Source organism: Erwinia sp. Leaf53, assembly GCF_001422605.1.
In the GTDB taxonomy this organism is placed as follows: domain Bacteria; phylum Pseudomonadota; class Gammaproteobacteria; order Enterobacterales; family Enterobacteriaceae; genus Erwinia.
Genome location: NZ_LMLK01000023.1, coordinates 1 through 15,410 on the forward strand (window position 1 = coordinate 1; position 15,410 = coordinate 15,410).

Genomic DNA, 15,410 nt, shown 5'->3' on the forward strand with positions numbered 1-15,410 from the left:
GAAACGCCGTAGCGCCGATGGTAGTGTGGGGCCTCCCCATGCGAGAGTAGGGAACTGCCAGGCATCAAATTAAGCAATAAGCCTCATGCGAAAGCATGGGGCTTTTTTGCGTCTTCAGTTTCGGCGAATAAAGCAAGAGGCAGTTCTCTTTCTTTCAAATCATCCAGCCAAAACGTTGCGATATGATAGCTCGCACTCTCTGGTTATTCAGAGCATCCTCCTGCTAACCCTGCCTAACTCGAACAGGCGTAATACGTTTACTGTGCCATAATCAAATGGCGGTAAATGCTTAAAGAACCTATAAAACATAATCTTATAGACAGATTTTTCTTACATCTCTGCGGCAGGATGCCGCCGTTATCAGGCTAAGAAGGTTAACTAACGAGGATAAATCATGGCTGAGTCCATCTCTGAGCTGTCGGCTAACGCCGCTGATTCGCTTACCCCGCAACAACGTATTCGCGCTATCGTTGGCGCCTCTTCCGGTAACCTGGTGGAGTGGTTCGACTTCTACGTCTATTCGTTCTGTTCGCTCTATTTTGCACATATCTTTTTCCCCAGCGGTAACACCACCACGCAGCTGCTGCAAACCGCTGGCGTATTTGCCGCCGGCTTTCTGATGCGGCCTATCGGCGGCTGGCTGTTTGGCTACATCGGCGACAGGCACGGGCGTAAAACCTCGATGCTGATCTCGGTCTGTATGATGTGTTTTGGCTCGCTGGTCATCGCCTGCCTGCCCGGTTATGCCACTATTGGCGTCTGGGCACCGGCGCTGCTGCTGCTGGCAAGGTTGTTCCAGGGGCTGTCGGTAGGCGGCGAGTACGGTACCAGTGCCACCTATATGAGTGAGGTGGCAGTTGAAGGGCGTAAAGGATTTTACGCTTCTTTTCAGTACGTTACCCTGATAGGCGGCCAGTTGCTGGCGCTGCTAACGGTGGTAGTGCTGCAACAGGTGCTGTCTGATGAGGCGTTGCGCAGCTGGGGCTGGCGCATTCCTTTTGCGCTGGGGGCTGTGCTGGCGATTGTTGCGCTTTACCTGCGGCGCTCGCTGAATGAAACCTCCGACGCGGCGACCCGCAAGCATAAAGATGCAGGATCGCTGCGGGGCCTGTGGCAGCACCGCCGTGCGTTTATTATGGTGCTGGGCTTTACCGCCGGTGGCTCGCTGAGCTTCTACACCTTCACCACCTACATGCAGAAGTACCTGGTGAACACCGCGGGCATGGATCATAAAACCGCCAGCATGCTGATGACCGCGGCACTGTTTATTTTTATGCTGCTGCAACCGCTGATCGGTAGTCTTTCCGATAAAATTGGCCGGCGTAACTCTATGCTGATCTTTGGTGGTTGTGCGGCAGTCTGTACCGTGCCGATCCTGACGCTGCTGCAGAGCGTCAGCAGCCCGCTGCTGGCGTTTGCGCTGGTGATGCTGGCACTGCTGATTACCAGTTTTTACACCTCGATCAGCGGTATTCTTAAGGCTGAAATGTTTCCGCCACAGGTGCGTGCGCTCGGCGTTGGGCTCTCTTATGCGGTGGCTAATGCGCTGTTTGGTGGCTCGGCGGAGTATGTCGCGCTGTCGTTGAAAGCGGCTGGCAGTGAAACCAGCTTCTTCTGGTATGTCTCACTTCTCGGTGCCGTGGCGTTTGCCGTTTCACTGATGCTGCATCGCCGTGGCAAAGGGCTGAAACTGTAACCCGCAGCGCAGATCTCACCGACCAACACGTTAGCGTGTCAGGTTCCACAGACTGTAGCCGGTGGCGGCACCGGCTACGTCCCATGCGAAGTCTTTCCAGCTCCAGCCGGTGCCGCCCTCCCGGCTGTCGTACAGCTCTTTCCCTGCGCCCAGACTGATGGCAAACATCAGGCCGAAGGTGGCGCTGCGCCCTTCGCTCCAGTTCTGGTGCTCGCCGTAAGCATTACCGGCGGCGGTGAGGAAAGCGGAAGAGATAAAGTGCTGTGCTTTGTCGCGCCCGGTCCAGCGATCCTGCGCCAGATGAGTGCAGCCGCTACAACAGAGCAACAGCAGGGGTAAAAGATGACGCATGCGGACTCCTGTAAAAAAGCCCTGTAAAAACAGGGCCTGACCAAGGTGGCAATGCTCAGAGGATGCGGCTGATCAGCCGGTCAATACGGATGCGCCGCAGGCGTCGGATCAGTTTGCGCACTTTCAACGGATAGTCAGCGATGCTTTGCAGATCGCGGAAGTGTTCTACCACCGTGGTATGCTGACGGATCAGCTGCAGTTCATGCTCGCGCTGTTCGGCCAGCTGCTGCAGCGGATCGTGGATCAGCACCGCATTTTCCAGGTCCAGACGCCAGGCGCGCGGATTGAGGTTGTTGCCGGTAATCAGCATCCACTCCTCGTCGACCCACATGCCCTTCAGGTGATAGCTGTTTTCACCGTCTTTCCACAACCGCACGGTCAGCTGACCGGCGCTGACGTAGTACTGCAGGCGGCTGAGGAAGCGGCGCAGGTTAATCTCATACAGGTAGGGCAGCGCACCGATGATTTTGAACGGCTGATCCTCCGGTATATAGAAGTCGTTGGCGGTCTTATCGCCGATGATGATCTCAACCTGTTTTCCCTGGCGCAGCAGGGCGATAATGTTGCGCGCCAGGATCGCCGGCAGGTTGAAGTAGGGGGTGCAGATGGTCAGCTTCTGCTCGGTGCACGGCATCAGGTGATAAATGGTTTTATTCAGCAGGCTGTGTTTGCCAAGGCCTACCAGCGGCGTCACGGCCAGTACTTCATTGCCGGCATCACCCTTAAACTTATAGTCATAGCCGCGCAGGTCCTGGCGGAACTGCCGGGTTTCATTTTTAATTTCCGGGCTTTTCGGGCGTTCGTGCTGGTCCAGACGATGCACCGCCTCGGCCTGAATCAGGTTGTTGTCGATCCAGTCGATCATGGTATCGGCCAGCTGCGGATTGGCGATCAGCTGATAGCGATCGTAGCGATAGCGCTGATGCTGGTGCAGGTAGACATCGTTAAAGCTGGCGCCGGTGTAAATCAGGGTGTCGTCGACGATCGAGCCCTTCAGATGCAGTACGCCGAGCGCCTCACGGGTGTTGACCGGAATGCCGTAGACCGGGATGGCGATATCGGGGTGGCGGGTGGCCATCTCGCAGTACCAGTCGGCATTGGTGGCACCGGCGGCCACGCCAATACGACCGCGCTGGGCGCGGTGCCAGTCAACCAGCACCTTGATTTCCAGCTCAGGGCGCAACCGCTTAGCCTCGTACAGCGCCGAGAAGATGCTCCTGCCACCGTCATCGTTTTCCAGATAGAGGGCGACGATACAGATGCGCCGGGTTGCCGTCGCGATCTTCTCCAGTAACGTTTGGCGAAAATCAGCCGGAGAAAACAGCGTGGTGAAACCGGCAACTGACTGTGACAGTTTTGGCAGTTGCGCAAGGTGCTGTTGGTGTTTATTGCGTTTAAAATTTGACAACATCACGGTGCGTTTCTTCTCTGTTCATTGAATGGCACCTGCCATAAAATCAAGATCCTAACCCCGAATAATACCACCAGATCGCAGAAAAGGCGTGAGATTTACTTTTCCATACCGGCGGCAGCCTGCAGCGCCAGCGAAAGCCCGACAATGCCATCTTCCAGTTGCACGTCCACGCTAAACCCCAGCTTGCGGGCCAGCGCCACCATGCTGCGGTTGGCCGGCATGGTGATGCCGTTAAGCTGCTGCAGCCCGTGGTCGCGGGTGTAGCCGATCATCTTTTCCAGCAGGCGGCGGCCCATGCCCAGCCCTTTCAGATCGGAGCGGACCAGCACTGAGAATTCAGCATCGGTATTGTCGGCATCGGAGATCGCACGGGTAACGCCGATAATCTCCTCGCTGCCGTTATGCTGACGGACGGCGACGAACGCCATTTCACGATCGTAATCGATCTGGGTCATATTGGCTAAATCTTCATGGGTGAACTCGTTGATCTCGCTGAAATAGCGGTAGTAGAGATCCTCTTTGGTCACCCGGCCAATAAACTGCTGCAGCAGCGGTTCATCTTCCGGCAGGATCGGGCGAAACAGGCAAGGCTGGCCGTCCTTAAGGATCACCCGCTCTTCCAGACGCTGCGGGTAGGGGCGAATTGCCAGCCGGTCCTCGGCGCTGCCGTGGAATTCGGCCAGTTCCAGCGTCACGTCCAGCAGGGTGAACTCATCGCCGGTGGCCAGCAGCGGATGGATATCCAGGCGGACGATCTCCGGGCAGTCTACGATCAGGTTCGACACCTGCACCAGCACCCGGCTCAGCTCGGCCACGTCGAGCGGATGCAGCGCGCTGCGCCCGCGAATTTTGCCGCGCTTGATCGCCTGGATGACCAGATAGCGTGCCAGCGTCATATTTAACGGCGGTAGCGCGACCACCGCCTGGCGGTCGGCCTGCCAGCTGACGCCGCCCTCCCCGAGCATGATCACCGGGCCAAACAGCGCATCCTGCTGCACCACGATGCGCAACTCCTGTGAGCCGGCACGGTTCGCCATACTCTGTACCAGCAGCCCGTGAATACGCGCCTGTGGTGAGGTCATCTTCACCCGGTCGATAATCGCGTCCGCCGCCTGCTGCACCTCTGTTGACGTGCGCAGGTAGAGCATCACTCCCTGCACCTCGGATTTGTGGGCGATATCCGGCGAACGCAGCTTCAGCGCCACCGGGTAGCCAATCTGTTCGGCGATATGCACCGCTTCGGCGCTGTCGCCGGCGATCCAGGTGGGCAGTGTGGCCAGACCGTATGCCTGCAGGATTGGCCGCACCTCGTGGGTGTCCAGCGTCACCGGTCCCTGCTGCAATGCCTGCTGAATCAGCCGGTGGGCGTCCTGGGTGTTGGCGGTCAGGTTAGGCGGTAGCGCCGGGGTTTCCCGCAGCTGCTTCTGGTTACGGCGATATTGCACCATATGCATAAAGGCGGTGACCGTCCCTTCCGGGGTGCGATAGGTTGGGATGCCGGCGTCGCTGAACAGCCGGCGAGCCTCCAGCGAGGAGTGCTCGCCGCACCAGTTGGTCAGCAGCGCCAGCTGCTTACTGCGCGGATGCTGGCGGATTAGTTCAATCACCCGCTGAGCGGTGAGCGTAGCCGGCGCGACGGCGCTGGGGGCGTGAATAATCAGCAGCGCATCCACGTCGTGGCTGTCGAGCAACAGGGCGATCGCCCGGGTGTAGCGCTCCGGCGTGGCGTCATCCTTCAGATCCAGCGGATTGCCGGGGGTGACACCTGCAGGCAGCAGCTCACGCAGCGCGCTGAGCAGCGGCTCGCTGAGGGTGGCCAGCTTGCCGTTCCGCTCGTCCAGCGCATCGAGCGCCAGCGCGGCCGGGGCAGCACCGTTGCTGACGATCATCAGTTTCTCACCGCGCAGCGGCCGCATGTGGCTTAGGGTTTCCACCGCGGAAAACAGCTCGTGGGTGTCATGTACCCGCAGCAGCCCGGCGCGCTGGATGGCGGCATCCCAGGCGGCATCCATCCCGCCGTGGGATTTGAGCAGCTGCTGGGCGTGCGGGCTGCGGCCGCTTTTGATTACCACAATCGGTTTATTGCGGGCGGCGCTGCGGGCGGCGGAAACAAAACGCCGCGCGTCGCTAAGGTGCTCCAGATAGAGCAGGATGGCGCTGGTTTTGCCGTCGCGCGCCAGGAAGTCGAGCAGGTCGTCGGCATCAATATCCAGGCTGTCACCCAGCGCGATAAACCAGGAGAATCCCAGATTACGCTGCTGCGCCCAGTCCAGAATCGTATTAGAAACCGCGGCGGACTGTGAAATAAACGCCAGCTTACCCTGCTGGATCGGCACCGGTGAGAAGCTGGCATTAAGCCCCTGCCAGGGGGCCAGCAGGCCAAGACTGTTGGGGCCAAGCAGGCGGATCTGCCAGCGGCTGGCGCAGGCCTGCAGTTCGGCGGCCTGGCTGGCGGGTGAAGAGAGGATGATGCAGGCTTTACAGCCGCGCTCACCGAGCGCCGCCAGCAGCTCCAGGTTGCGCCGCGCGTGGGTGCAGAGGATCGCCAGGTCGGGTGACAGCGGCAGGCTGGCGACGTCCGGCCAGGCCAGCACGCCGCAGACCGCTTTATACTTCGGCGTGACCGGCAGTACCGGCCCGCTGAAGCCGCCGGAGAGTAAATTGCGCATCATCAGATACCCGGCGCGCTCCGGCCGGGTTGAGGCACCGATCACCGCTATCGACTTCGGTCGCAGCAGCGCTTCTAATCCACGTTGGCTCATCTTCGCTCCCTCAGGGATACCATCCGCCTGATTCTACACCGGCCTGGCGCAGGATGCTGGCCTGTTGCTCAGTTAAGCGATCGCGGATTGATTTTCGTCATCGCTGCCTTTCTCACCGCCGGCGGCCGGATAGAGCGGGTGGTGCGGTTTGCCAGCCATGTAGCGCTGGCGGAACAGGTCGAAGTGTTGAAACAGCGCCTCTCCGGCGGCGGTATCCCCGGCCTGCAACAGCAGCTCGGCCGCCACTTCGGCCGTGCAGTGCTGACCGGCGGCGTGCGCGACGCGCAGCAGGTAGTTAGAAGGGCGGGTCAGGTTGAGTGACATCACCGGCATCGCGTCCAGCCACGGGCTTTTGCGGAACATCTTGCGCGCTTCGGTCCAGGTGCCGTCGAGCATAATAAACAGCGGCGGTTTCCCGCTCAGCGGCGGAGCGTGCAGCACTGGCCGGCCGGGGTCGGCATAGCTGTGGGGAAACACCACCAGCGGCTGCACGTCAGGGTTGTGGACGGTGGCCAGCAGCGCCGGGTCCGGATCGGTGCGTGACCAGCCAAACGCCTCGGTCTCCGGCAGAATATCGGCGATCAGCCGCCCGGTATTGCTCGGTTTCATCGGTTCGCTGTCGAACATCACCAGGCAGAAACGGCTGCGCGCCTGCTGCGGTGCCAGCGTGTCGCACAGGCAGTTTTTCTCAGGGAGCAGGCAGCGCTGGCAGCGCCGCACGCGGTTGCCACGGGCGAGAAAAGGGCGGGTGGCACGGGCCAGTCGCGCGGTTCGCAGACGAAGAACGGCATTATCGGTCATAGTAGGAGATGGAGTGATATCAGCGAAAACGCCATTCTAGCGGATAACGGCCGGGTATGCCCGGCCGGAAAGCTGCGGGTGTCGGGCGGCGTGGCTGCAGAGGTGTTCAGGCAGGGATCACAGGTTCTCGTTCAGCCACTCGTCAAACGGCGCTTTGGGCATCGCACCGCTGAGAATATCCGCTACCTCGCCCTGTTTAAACACCATAATGGTCGGGATGCTGCGGATGCGAAAGCGGCTGCTCAGCGCGCGTTCGTCTTCGGTATTCACCTTCAGAAAGCGCACCTGGCCGCTGCGTTCGCGCGCCACGGTTTCATACACCGGTGCGAAGTTGCGGCACGGGCCGCACCAGGGGGCCCAGAAATCAACCACTACCGGCAGGTCGTCCTGCAGATATTTATCCAGCGTGGCGGTGGTGGCATCCACCACCTGGCCGGCAAACAGCGCGTCGCCGCAGCGGCCGCATTTTGCCCCGTCATTCACCCGCTCCTCAGGGACGCGATTGGTTGACTGGCAGGATGCACAAACCGTTTTCATCATTCACCTCAGCGATCGTTATGGTAAGCGCTCACTTACCTTATTCTGCAGTAGAGTAAATTTATTATGCGATGTTGGCCCGATAGCGACAAAGCGGTTTGTTCAATAGGTATAATAGGTAAGGTCTGACAATCTGCAGACGGCGGGTGCGGGCCGGAAAACCCGGCACGGGCGTTGCCGCGGGCGTTTTATTGGAAGTTGATAGCTAACTGTTGTGACATCAGGTAATCTGCGCGCTTCGCGCTCAGCCCGGTGGAGGAAAAATGAACGACGAATTTAAAGGTAAGAGCGGTAAAGTCAAAGTGATGTATGTCCGCGGTGAAGATGATGGTGACAAGCGTGGGCACAATCCACGTACCGGTAAGGGCCCTCGCCCGGATCCCAAAGGCCGTCCTTCACGCAGTGCAGACAGCAAGCCACGTGGCGGGCGCGACCGCGACGAAGGGCGTTCTGACTCGCCGTGGCGCACCGTATCCCGTGCGCCTGGCGCGGCGGTTGCCGATGACAAGCCGGACCACGGCGGTATTAGCGGTAAAAGTTTTATCGACCCTGAGCAGCTGCGCCGTCAGCGTCTGGAAGAGACCCGCGTGTACGGCGAAAATGCCTGTCAGGCGCTGTTCCAGAGCCGTCCGGAGTCGATCGTGCGCGCCTGGTTTGTACAGAGCGTTACGCCTCGTTTCCGTGAAGCGTTAAAATATATGGCGGCTAACCGCAAGGCTTACCACACCGTGGATGAAGCCGAGCTGCAGAAAGCCTCCGGAACCGAGCATCACGGCGGCGTCTGCTTCCTGATTAAAAAACGCTTCGGTATGCCGGTCAGCGAATGGCTGGCGCAGGCCGGCCAGAAAGACTGCGTGCTGGCGCTGGAAGAAGTGGGCAACCCACACAACCTTGGCGGCATTATGCGCAGCTGCGCGCACTTTGGCGTGAAGGGGCTGCTGGTGCAGGACGCGTCGCTGCTGGAGTCCGGTGCGGCGGTACGTACCGCTGAAGGCGGCGCGGAGCACGTGCAGGCAATCAGCGGTGAGAGCTTTGCGGCGGGCCTTGATGCGTTCCGTAAAGCGGGATACACCATCGTCACCACCTCCAGTCACCAGGGCGTCACGCTGGCGCAGGCAGAACTGCCGGCCAGAATGGTACTGGTACTGGGCCAGGAGCGTGATGGTCTGTCTGACAGCACCTTCGAGCAGAGCGACCTCAGCGTCTCGATCGGCGGTACCGGCAACGTGGAGAGCCTTAACGTCTCCGTGGCGACCGGTATTCTGCTGGCCGAATGGTGGCGTCAGAACGTCTGATATTCTGTTGTGCGCGGATTAACCGCGCTGGCGGGTGGGGCGCGATGCCTCACCACGGGCAGGTGATAATGACGGCCTGGCCAGAGACAGAATCAGAGGTAAAAAAATGGGCCCGAGAGGGCCCATTTTACTGTCTGCAACGCTGTCATGATATCTGCATCTTTCTCTGCATCTGCATCAGCTTCCGTCTCTTCATCACTTTCTAACCCTGTTTACGCCTCTGCCGCAGAGATCGCGTCAGCCGTCGCTGTCTACAGTGGAACAGGGGGCTGTGCACCCCGCTGCTATCACGCAGGAACAGCGATCAGTGAGCGCCGCCACCGCCACCGCTGCGCGCGCCGCCACCGCCCGCTCCTGCACCAAACGGCGGCCGGGCGAACCACACCAGCGCCAGCAGCACCAGGAACACCCCGGCGGAAGCCCAGAAGATCTCATTGGCCGAGATAATCAGCCCCTGATTGGTAATCTGCTGCGCAATCCAGGCGGAAGCCTGATCGTGGTTCATCCCCATGCTCTCCAGCTGGCTGTAGACCTGCTGGCTGTTGGCGTTATACGGGGTGATCGACTCGCTTAAATACACGTGGTGCATCGACTCCCGATCGGTCCACATCGTGGTGGTGATCGAGGTACCGATCGAACCCGCCAGCGTGCGGGTAAAGTTCGACAGGCTGGAGGCCGCCGCCAGTCGCTCCGGCGGTAACCCTGAGAGGGTAATTGCCGTCAGCGGCATAAAGAAGCAGGCCACCGCAAACCCCTGCACGAACTGCGGCCAGGCCGACGCGCCAAAGTCCATCCCCGGCTCAAAGGTATAAGCGCGCCAGTAGAAGCACACCGCATACATAATAAAGCTGAAGGTCACCAGCATGCGCATATCCAGCTTGTGCGAGAAGCGGCCGATAATCGGCGACAGCAGCACCGGCAGAATGCCGACCGGTGCCGATGCCAGCCCGGCCCAGGTGGCCGTATAGCCATACACCTCCTGCAGCAGCTGCGGCAGCAGCACGATCGAGCCGAAGTAGAGCATGTAGGCGAGGCTGATCGACAGGCAGCCGATGGTGAAGTTCCGCATCTTAAACAGCGATAAATCCACGATCGGGTGATCGTCGGTCAGCTCCCAGATCAGCAGCGCCGCCAGCGCCATGGCGGCGACCACCGCCAGCACGATAATTTCGCCGGAGCTGAACCAGTCCAGCTCTTTACCGCGGTCGAGCATCACCTGCAGGCAGCCAATCCCCACCACCAGCAGCACCAGCCCTACGGTGTCGATTGGCCGGATCACCGTCGCCGTCTCACGACCGCGCAGCGACTGCAGCGCCAGCGCCACCACGATGATGGCAATTGGCACGTTGATGTAGAAAATCCAGCCCCAGTGATAGTTGTCGCTGATCCAGCCGCCAAGGATCGGGCCACAGATCGGTGCCACCACCACGGTCATCGACCACAGCGCCAGCGCCACGCTGCGTTTCGCCGGCGGGTAGTTGCTCAACAGCAGGCTCTGCGACAGCGGGATTAACGGCCCGGCCACCAACCCCTGGATCACGCGGAAGACGATCAGCATGGTCAGACTTTCCGACAGGCCACAGGCCAGTGAGGCGAGGGCAAAGGCGATCGTCGACCACATAAACAGCTTCACCTCACCAAAGCGTTTTGCCAGCCAGCCGGTGATCGGGATCGAGATGGCGTTGGCCACGCCAAATGAGGTGATTACCCAGGTACCCTGGGAGTTAGAGGCCCCCAGATTACCGGCGATGGTCGGGATGGCGACGTTAGCAATGGTCGAATCCAGCACCTGCATAAAGGTGGCCAGAGACAGCGCAATGGTCATCAGGACCAGCTGCGCGCCTTCAAGCGGTTTTTGTGCCATATCAGCCTCTTGCGGGGTTAGCCGGCATTGGCACGGATAATGTCCGCGATAAGCTGATTGGCCGGAGCCAGATCCAGCGCCAGCGCGTCACTTTCATAGGCCGGTTTGCTGCGCACGCTGGTGGCCAGCACCGCGCCGTCGCGGTTGGCGGTATCGACTTTTACCAGCGTCGACAGGCCGATACGCAGCGGATGCTGTGCCACCTGCTGCGGGTCCAGCTCGATACGTACCGGCAGGCGCTGCACCACCTTGATCCAGTTACCGGTGGCGTTCTGCGCCGGCAGCAGTGAGAACACGCTGCCGGTACCCATATCCAGGCCAACCACTTTGCCGTGATACACCACGTCGTCGCCGTAGATATCGCTGACCACCGTGGCCGGCTGGCCGATGCGCACGCCTGCCAGCTGGGTCTCTTTAAAGTTCGCATCCACCCACAGGTTATCGGCCGGCACGATCGCCAGCAGCGGGGTGCTGGTGGTGATCTGCGAACCGACCTGCACGCTGCGCCGTGACACGTAGCCGTTGATTGGGCTGACCACGTTGGTGCGCTGCAGCGCCAGCCAGGCGTCACGCAGTTCGGCGGCCGCCTGTTTCACCGCCGGCTGATTGTCCAGCGAGGTGTTAAGGATCATCGCCTGATTGGCGTTGTACTGCTGCAGGGCCACGTCGAGCTGCGCTTTGGCGGTGGCTACCGCGTCGCGGGCGTGCTGCAGGTCTTCACGGCCGATCAGGTTAGCGGCACCCAGCGGCTCGCGGCGCTTCAGATCCGCCTGAGCCTGCTCCAGCGCGGTTTGCTGCAGTGCGATGGTTGCCTGGTACTGTTTGCCGTTAATGATCAGCTGGTGGGTCTGGCGCACGGTAGTGGCCAGCGCGGTCTGCGCTTTTTCAAACGCCTGCTCAGCGTCGGTGCGGTCCAGCGTTACCAGCAGGTCGCCTTTTTTGACGTAATCGGTATCATCAAACCAGACTTTATTAACGCTTCCTGACACCTGAGCCATCACCTGCGCCTGGTTTCCTGCTACATAGGCGTCATCCGTTTCCTGATAATGGCGCAGTACCAGGAACCAGTAAATCAGATACGCTCCCGCGATAATTACCAACAGAACGGCCAGCAGCAGCAGCGCGCGTTTACGCGTCTTTTTCTTCCCCTGCGGCTGTTGCGGGTCCTGCGTCACCCCATTTGCACTCATGGTGTTCTCCATTCTTCTTGCCATCATTAGTGGGCGGCCTGCGCCCGAATCGAAAATGCCAGCGGGTGAGCGCTGGCATGTTTTTTTATTTTGGAGGGATAAACTACCGATTTCTGGAAAGGCGTTTGTCGCACATTATGCTATCAGTGGAACATTTAACGTGACAGCGAAGCAATCACGCCTTCTTCGTCCATCTGATCGAGACGGTTCAGCAGTTTGCGGGTGATACCTTCCAGTTGAGATTTTTCCGAATCGCTCAGGGAAGACCACAGCAGCTGCAGGCTCTGGTGCTGGGGCGGCAGCAGCTGGCGCAGGAACTCATTGCCTTTAGGCGTCAGATGCAGGTGCAGGCAGCGACGATCGTTTTCGCTTTCACGGCGCTCAATCCAGCCACGTTTTTCCAGTTCATCGGCAATACGGGTGGCGTTGGTACGTGAAGAACCCAGCGCAGAGCTCAGCTCCGAGGGCTGAATGCTGTGGTCTTCCTGCGCGTCCAGCGTGATCAGCGCCATAAACAGCGTTTCGTTGATTCCCTGCGCCTTGAGCATTTTATTGCGATTATCCAACAGCTTACTTTGCATGTGCATGCACAGACGGGTCAGCATAATCTCCTGCAACGGGAAATCTTTCTGGCGGTTAGCACGAAAATTAAGCATCTGTTCAATGGGCGTAAAAGAACTTTCCATTATAAAGGGACCTCACTTGTTGCAATGTATAGATAAACGATGAGCGTGCACTCTGGTCATCCACGTGGATCGGAAACGTTGTCCGAACGCCGTGACCCTCATCTGTAATTTCCGGGTCACTCCATAACCCAGTGCGCTACGGTATGGCAGCGTTGATTGCCGTTCATCGCGGTATTTCTCCTGTCAGGCTAATTAATTGCATCTGAAAGAGTCACCGGCATGAATAAATTTCGACTCACCTTACCAGAGAGATATTTCTGAGAAAAGCGGCTAAAACCCGAAAAAACTTCATTCTTTTTGCGAAAAATCACCCGGCAACCGCTTCGTGGTGGCGGGTTAGCCACCAGTTGACAATGTTAAGCAACGTTAACGCCGCGCCGATCGCACAGACGCCATACCAGCCTGCGGTCTGGTAGGCGGAGGCGGAGAGCAGCGAACCGGCGGCACCGCCGATGAAGTAGCAGGTCATATAGCCGGCGGTCAGCCGGTTGCGGGCTTCCGGCATATGGCGGTAAATCACGCTCTGATTGGTGATATGCACGCCCTGCACCGCCAGATCCAGCAGGATAATGCCGAGAATCAACGCCAGCAGCGAGTGCGCGCCCAGCGCCGTCAGGCCCCAGGAGGCGAGCAGGATAATCAGCCCGACGCTGGTAGTGAGCCGCGCTTTGCCTTTATCCGCCAGGCTGCCCGCCTGCCGCGCGGCCAGCGCACCGGCGGCGCCGACCAGGCCGAGCAGGCCGATTTGACCTTCGGAATAGCCCCACTCGGGCGACGACAGCAGAAACGCCATCGAGGTCCACAGCACGCTGAAGTTGGCGAAGGCCAGGCAGCCGGTAATCGCCCGGGTGCGCAGGATCGGATGGCGCAGATAAAGGCTTCCGATCGAACCGAGCAGCTGCGGATAGTTGAGCGGCACCGACTGCTTATAGCGCGGCAGCCAGCGCCACAGCGCCAGCGACATCAGCACCATCAGCACGCTGGCCACCCAGAACACGGTGCGCCAGCCGCCCAGCTGGGCCAGCCCGCCGGCCACGGTCCGCGCCAGCAGGATCCCCAGCAGCAGGCCGCTCATCACCGTGCCCACGGTTTTACCGCGTTTTTCCGGCGCGGCAAGGGTGGCGGCCAGCGGCACCAGAATCTGGGCGACCACCGAGAACAGCCCGGTCAGCGCGGTACCCAGCAGCATCAGCGGCAGAGTGGGGGAGAGCGCGGTCAGCACCATGCCGCCGGCGGCCAGCAGGCTCATGCTGACGATCAGCGCGCGTCTCTCCAGCAGGTCGCCGAGCGGTACCAGCAGCAGCAGTCCGGCGGCATAGCCAAGCTGGGCGGTGGTCACGATAAAACCGGCCTGATGGAAAGAGAGATCGAAGGTTTGCGCGATGGTGGCCAGCAGCGGTTGCACATAATAGTTACAGGCAACGGCAAGGCCGGTCGCGAGCGACATCAGCGCGACCAGGGCGGGGCTCAGCCCGGGAGTGGAAGATTTCATAGCATATCGTGTTGGAGTAAGAAATATCTCATGTCCTAATAGTAACCCAAATAACTATTTCACTCACAGAATAATTAACAGGACAAACCAGTTTGTCGTGGGCGGGCAGGGCAGGGTCATGCGGCGGGCCTGAATACGGGGAGGGGACAGAAGGGACGCGTGCGGCAACTTAAGCAAAAAGAATATGAATGCGATCCGCCCGATTTTGCCGGTGTGCAGAGAAACCGGTTACAGACGGCGGGCGCGAAGGTCATCCTTCGCGCCCGGTAAATCAGGGCTTATCCGGGCCGGCAGGGCCCGGTCAGATGGTTACTTCGCCGCGGCCAGCGCGTCTTTCACCCAGCCGTCAAAGGTCGCCTGGTGGGCCTTGATCCAGCCATCCACGTGGGCGTTAACCTCGGCCTCAGACGCGTGGCCTTCATGCATGCGGGCGTTCTGGGCGTTGATGTCGGTAATCGGCAGCTTCATCTCTGCAAACAGTTTTGCCGCCGCCGGGTTCTGCTCTGCCCAGGCTTTATTAGCCACGATGTGCATGGTATTGACCGGGAAGCCGTAGTTGGCACCGTTAGGCAGTTTGGTATCAACGTCTTTCTGCTCGCCCGGCAGTGAGGAGAACGGCACCTGCAGCCATACCACGTCGCGGCCCGGCTTCAGCACGTCGCTCAGCCAGTACGGGGTCCAGGTGTAGTAGATCACCGGCTTGCCCTGCTTATAACGGGTCAGCATGTCGGCGATCATCGCCGAGTAGTTGCCCATATTGGCTTCAACGGTGTTTTCCAGGCCGAAGGCTTTGTTCTGGTGAACGATAACCGCTTCACAGCCCCAGCCCGGCGTACAGCCGGTCATATCTGCTTTGCCGTCGCCGTTGCTGTCAAACAGCGCGGCAATTTTCGGGTCCTTCAGCTGGGCGATATTGGTGATGTGGTATTTCTCAGCGGTTTTCTTGTCGATCAGATAGCCCTGTGCAGCGCCGTTAACGTAGGTGCCCTGGCGGTAGAGCTTCGCATCGCCGCCGGCGGCCTTGTACATATCGTCGTGCAGCGGCTGCCAGTTGACCGCGGTAAAGGTGGCGTCACCGGAGGCGATCGAGGTGTAGCCGACGTTGTAGTCCACTTCGCTGGTCGGCGCAACGGTGTAGCCCAGCTTCTCCAGCGCGCGGCTGACCAGCAGGGTCTGGAAGGTCTCTTCGGTAATGGTGCTCTGTACCGGTTTCACGGTGATGCCTTTACCCGGCAGATCGGCGGCGGAAACCTGAGCGGCGGCCAGCGTGGTTAACGCGGCGGCCAGCAGTGCTGTCTTGCGCATAGCGATTCCTTATTGTC

12 protein-coding genes are annotated in these 15,410 nt (G+C 59.9%); 2 read left to right on the forward strand and 10 right to left on the reverse strand.

Features of this window, described 5'->3' with window-relative positions; all coding sequences use genetic code 11:
• Nucleotides 1-394: 394 nt before the first annotated feature.
• Nucleotides 395-1,696: an MFS transporter gene (locus tag ASF13_RS16235; RefSeq protein ID WP_056238513.1), complete on the forward strand. Its 1,302-nt coding sequence runs from the start codon at nucleotides 395-397 to the stop codon at nucleotides 1,694-1,696.
• Between the two features lie 30 nt (nucleotides 1,697-1,726).
• Here ASF13_RS16235 and ASF13_RS16240 read toward each other — a convergent pair whose 3' ends face one another.
• The 5 genes from ASF13_RS16240 to trxC all read right to left on the reverse strand — a co-directional run bounded on the left by ASF13_RS16240 (nucleotide 1,727) and on the right by trxC (nucleotide 7,561).
• Nucleotides 1,727-2,047 carry a YfiM family lipoprotein gene (locus tag ASF13_RS16240; protein WP_056238515.1) on the reverse strand — a complete coding sequence of 107 codons (321 nt, stop codon included), beginning with the start codon at nucleotides 2,045-2,047 and terminating at the stop codon, nucleotides 1,727-1,729.
• Between the two features lie 55 nt (nucleotides 2,048-2,102).
• A complete protein-coding gene (pssA, locus tag ASF13_RS16245; protein ID WP_056238518.1) occupies nucleotides 2,103-3,458 on the reverse strand; it encodes a CDP-diacylglycerol--serine O-phosphatidyltransferase in 1,356 nt (451 codons plus the stop codon).
• Nucleotides 3,459-3,556: 98 nt separating this feature from the next.
• A complete protein-coding gene (locus tag ASF13_RS16250) occupies nucleotides 3,557-6,223 on the reverse strand; it encodes a bifunctional acetate--CoA ligase family protein/GNAT family N-acetyltransferase (protein WP_056238521.1) in 2,667 nt (888 codons plus the stop codon).
• A 72-nt stretch (nucleotides 6,224-6,295) separates the two neighbouring features.
• Entirely contained in the window at nucleotides 6,296-7,024 is a 729-nt protein-coding gene (locus ASF13_RS16255; protein WP_056238523.1) for a tRNA-uridine aminocarboxypropyltransferase, read from the reverse strand.
• A gap of 117 nt (nucleotides 7,025-7,141) precedes the next feature.
• Nucleotides 7,142-7,561, reverse strand: a complete 420-nt coding sequence (gene trxC / locus ASF13_RS16260) for a thioredoxin TrxC (protein WP_056239685.1) — start codon at nucleotides 7,559-7,561, stop codon at nucleotides 7,142-7,144.
• A 263-nt stretch (nucleotides 7,562-7,824) separates the two neighbouring features.
• Here trxC and ASF13_RS16265 point away from each other — a divergent pair, with 263 nt between their 5' ends.
• The gene (locus tag ASF13_RS16265) at nucleotides 7,825-8,856 is read left to right on the forward strand and encodes a tRNA/rRNA methyltransferase (protein ID WP_056238526.1); all 1,032 of its coding nucleotides are present in this window, start codon (nucleotides 7,825-7,827) and stop codon (nucleotides 8,854-8,856) included.
• A 304-nt stretch (nucleotides 8,857-9,160) separates the two neighbouring features.
• Here the strand turns inward: ASF13_RS16265 and emrB are convergent, their stop codons facing one another.
• The 5 genes from emrB to proX form a co-directional block, all read right to left on the reverse strand.
• Complete coding sequence (gene emrB / locus ASF13_RS16270; RefSeq protein WP_056238531.1) at nucleotides 9,161-10,720, reverse strand: multidrug efflux MFS transporter permease subunit EmrB; 1,560 nt, start codon at nucleotides 10,718-10,720, stop codon at nucleotides 9,161-9,163.
• Between the two features lie 17 nt (nucleotides 10,721-10,737).
• Nucleotides 10,738-11,910, reverse strand: coding sequence for a multidrug efflux MFS transporter periplasmic adaptor subunit EmrA (gene emrA / locus ASF13_RS16275; protein ID WP_056238536.1), 1,173 nt, complete (start codon nucleotides 11,908-11,910; stop codon nucleotides 10,738-10,740).
• Between the two features lie 155 nt (nucleotides 11,911-12,065).
• Nucleotides 12,066-12,596, reverse strand: coding sequence for a transcriptional repressor MprA (mprA, locus tag ASF13_RS16280; RefSeq protein WP_056238538.1), 531 nt, complete (start codon nucleotides 12,594-12,596; stop codon nucleotides 12,066-12,068).
• Nucleotides 12,597-12,903: 307 nt separating this feature from the next.
• A complete protein-coding gene (locus ASF13_RS16285; RefSeq protein WP_056238541.1) occupies nucleotides 12,904-14,088 on the reverse strand; it encodes an MFS transporter in 1,185 nt (394 codons plus the stop codon).
• Nucleotides 14,089-14,397: 309 nt separating this feature from the next.
• Complete coding sequence (gene proX / locus ASF13_RS16290) at nucleotides 14,398-15,393, reverse strand: glycine betaine/L-proline ABC transporter substrate-binding protein ProX (RefSeq protein ID WP_056238544.1); 996 nt, start codon at nucleotides 15,391-15,393, stop codon at nucleotides 14,398-14,400.
• Nucleotides 15,394-15,410: the final 17 nt, after the last annotated feature.

What these genes read in the sequence shown, in the direction of transcription:
- ASF13_RS16235 (WP_056238513.1), top strand. Translation starts at nt 395, where the DNA reads ATGGCTGAGTCCATCTCTGAGCTGTCGGCTAACGCCGCTGATTCGCTT.
- ASF13_RS16240 (WP_056238515.1), bottom strand. Translation starts at nt 2,047, where the DNA reads ATGCGTCATCTTTTACCCCTGCTGTTGCTCTGTTGTAGCGGCTGCACT.
- pssA (WP_056238518.1), bottom strand. Translation starts at nt 3,458, where the DNA reads ATGTTGTCAAATTTTAAACGCAATAAACACCAACAGCACCTTGCGCAA.
- ASF13_RS16250 (WP_056238521.1), bottom strand. Translation starts at nt 6,223, where the DNA reads ATGAGCCAACGTGGATTAGAAGCGCTGCTGCGACCGAAGTCGATAGCG.
- ASF13_RS16255 (WP_056238523.1), bottom strand. Translation starts at nt 7,024, where the DNA reads ATGACCGATAATGCCGTTCTTCGTCTGCGAACCGCGCGACTGGCCCGT.
- trxC (WP_056239685.1), bottom strand. Translation starts at nt 7,561, where the DNA reads ATGAAAACGGTTTGTGCATCCTGCCAGTCAACCAATCGCGTCCCTGAG.
- ASF13_RS16265 (WP_056238526.1), top strand. Translation starts at nt 7,825, where the DNA reads ATGAACGACGAATTTAAAGGTAAGAGCGGTAAAGTCAAAGTGATGTAT.
- emrB (WP_056238531.1), bottom strand. Translation starts at nt 10,720, where the DNA reads ATGGCACAAAAACCGCTTGAAGGCGCGCAGCTGGTCCTGATGACCATT.
- emrA (WP_056238536.1), bottom strand. Translation starts at nt 11,910, where the DNA reads ATGAGTGCAAATGGGGTGACGCAGGACCCGCAACAGCCGCAGGGGAAG.
- mprA (WP_056238538.1), bottom strand. Translation starts at nt 12,596, where the DNA reads ATGGAAAGTTCTTTTACGCCCATTGAACAGATGCTTAATTTTCGTGCT.
- ASF13_RS16285 (WP_056238541.1), bottom strand. Translation starts at nt 14,088, where the DNA reads ATGAAATCTTCCACTCCCGGGCTGAGCCCCGCCCTGGTCGCGCTGATG.
- proX (WP_056238544.1), bottom strand. Translation starts at nt 15,393, where the DNA reads ATGCGCAAGACAGCACTGCTGGCCGCCGCGTTAACCACGCTGGCCGCC.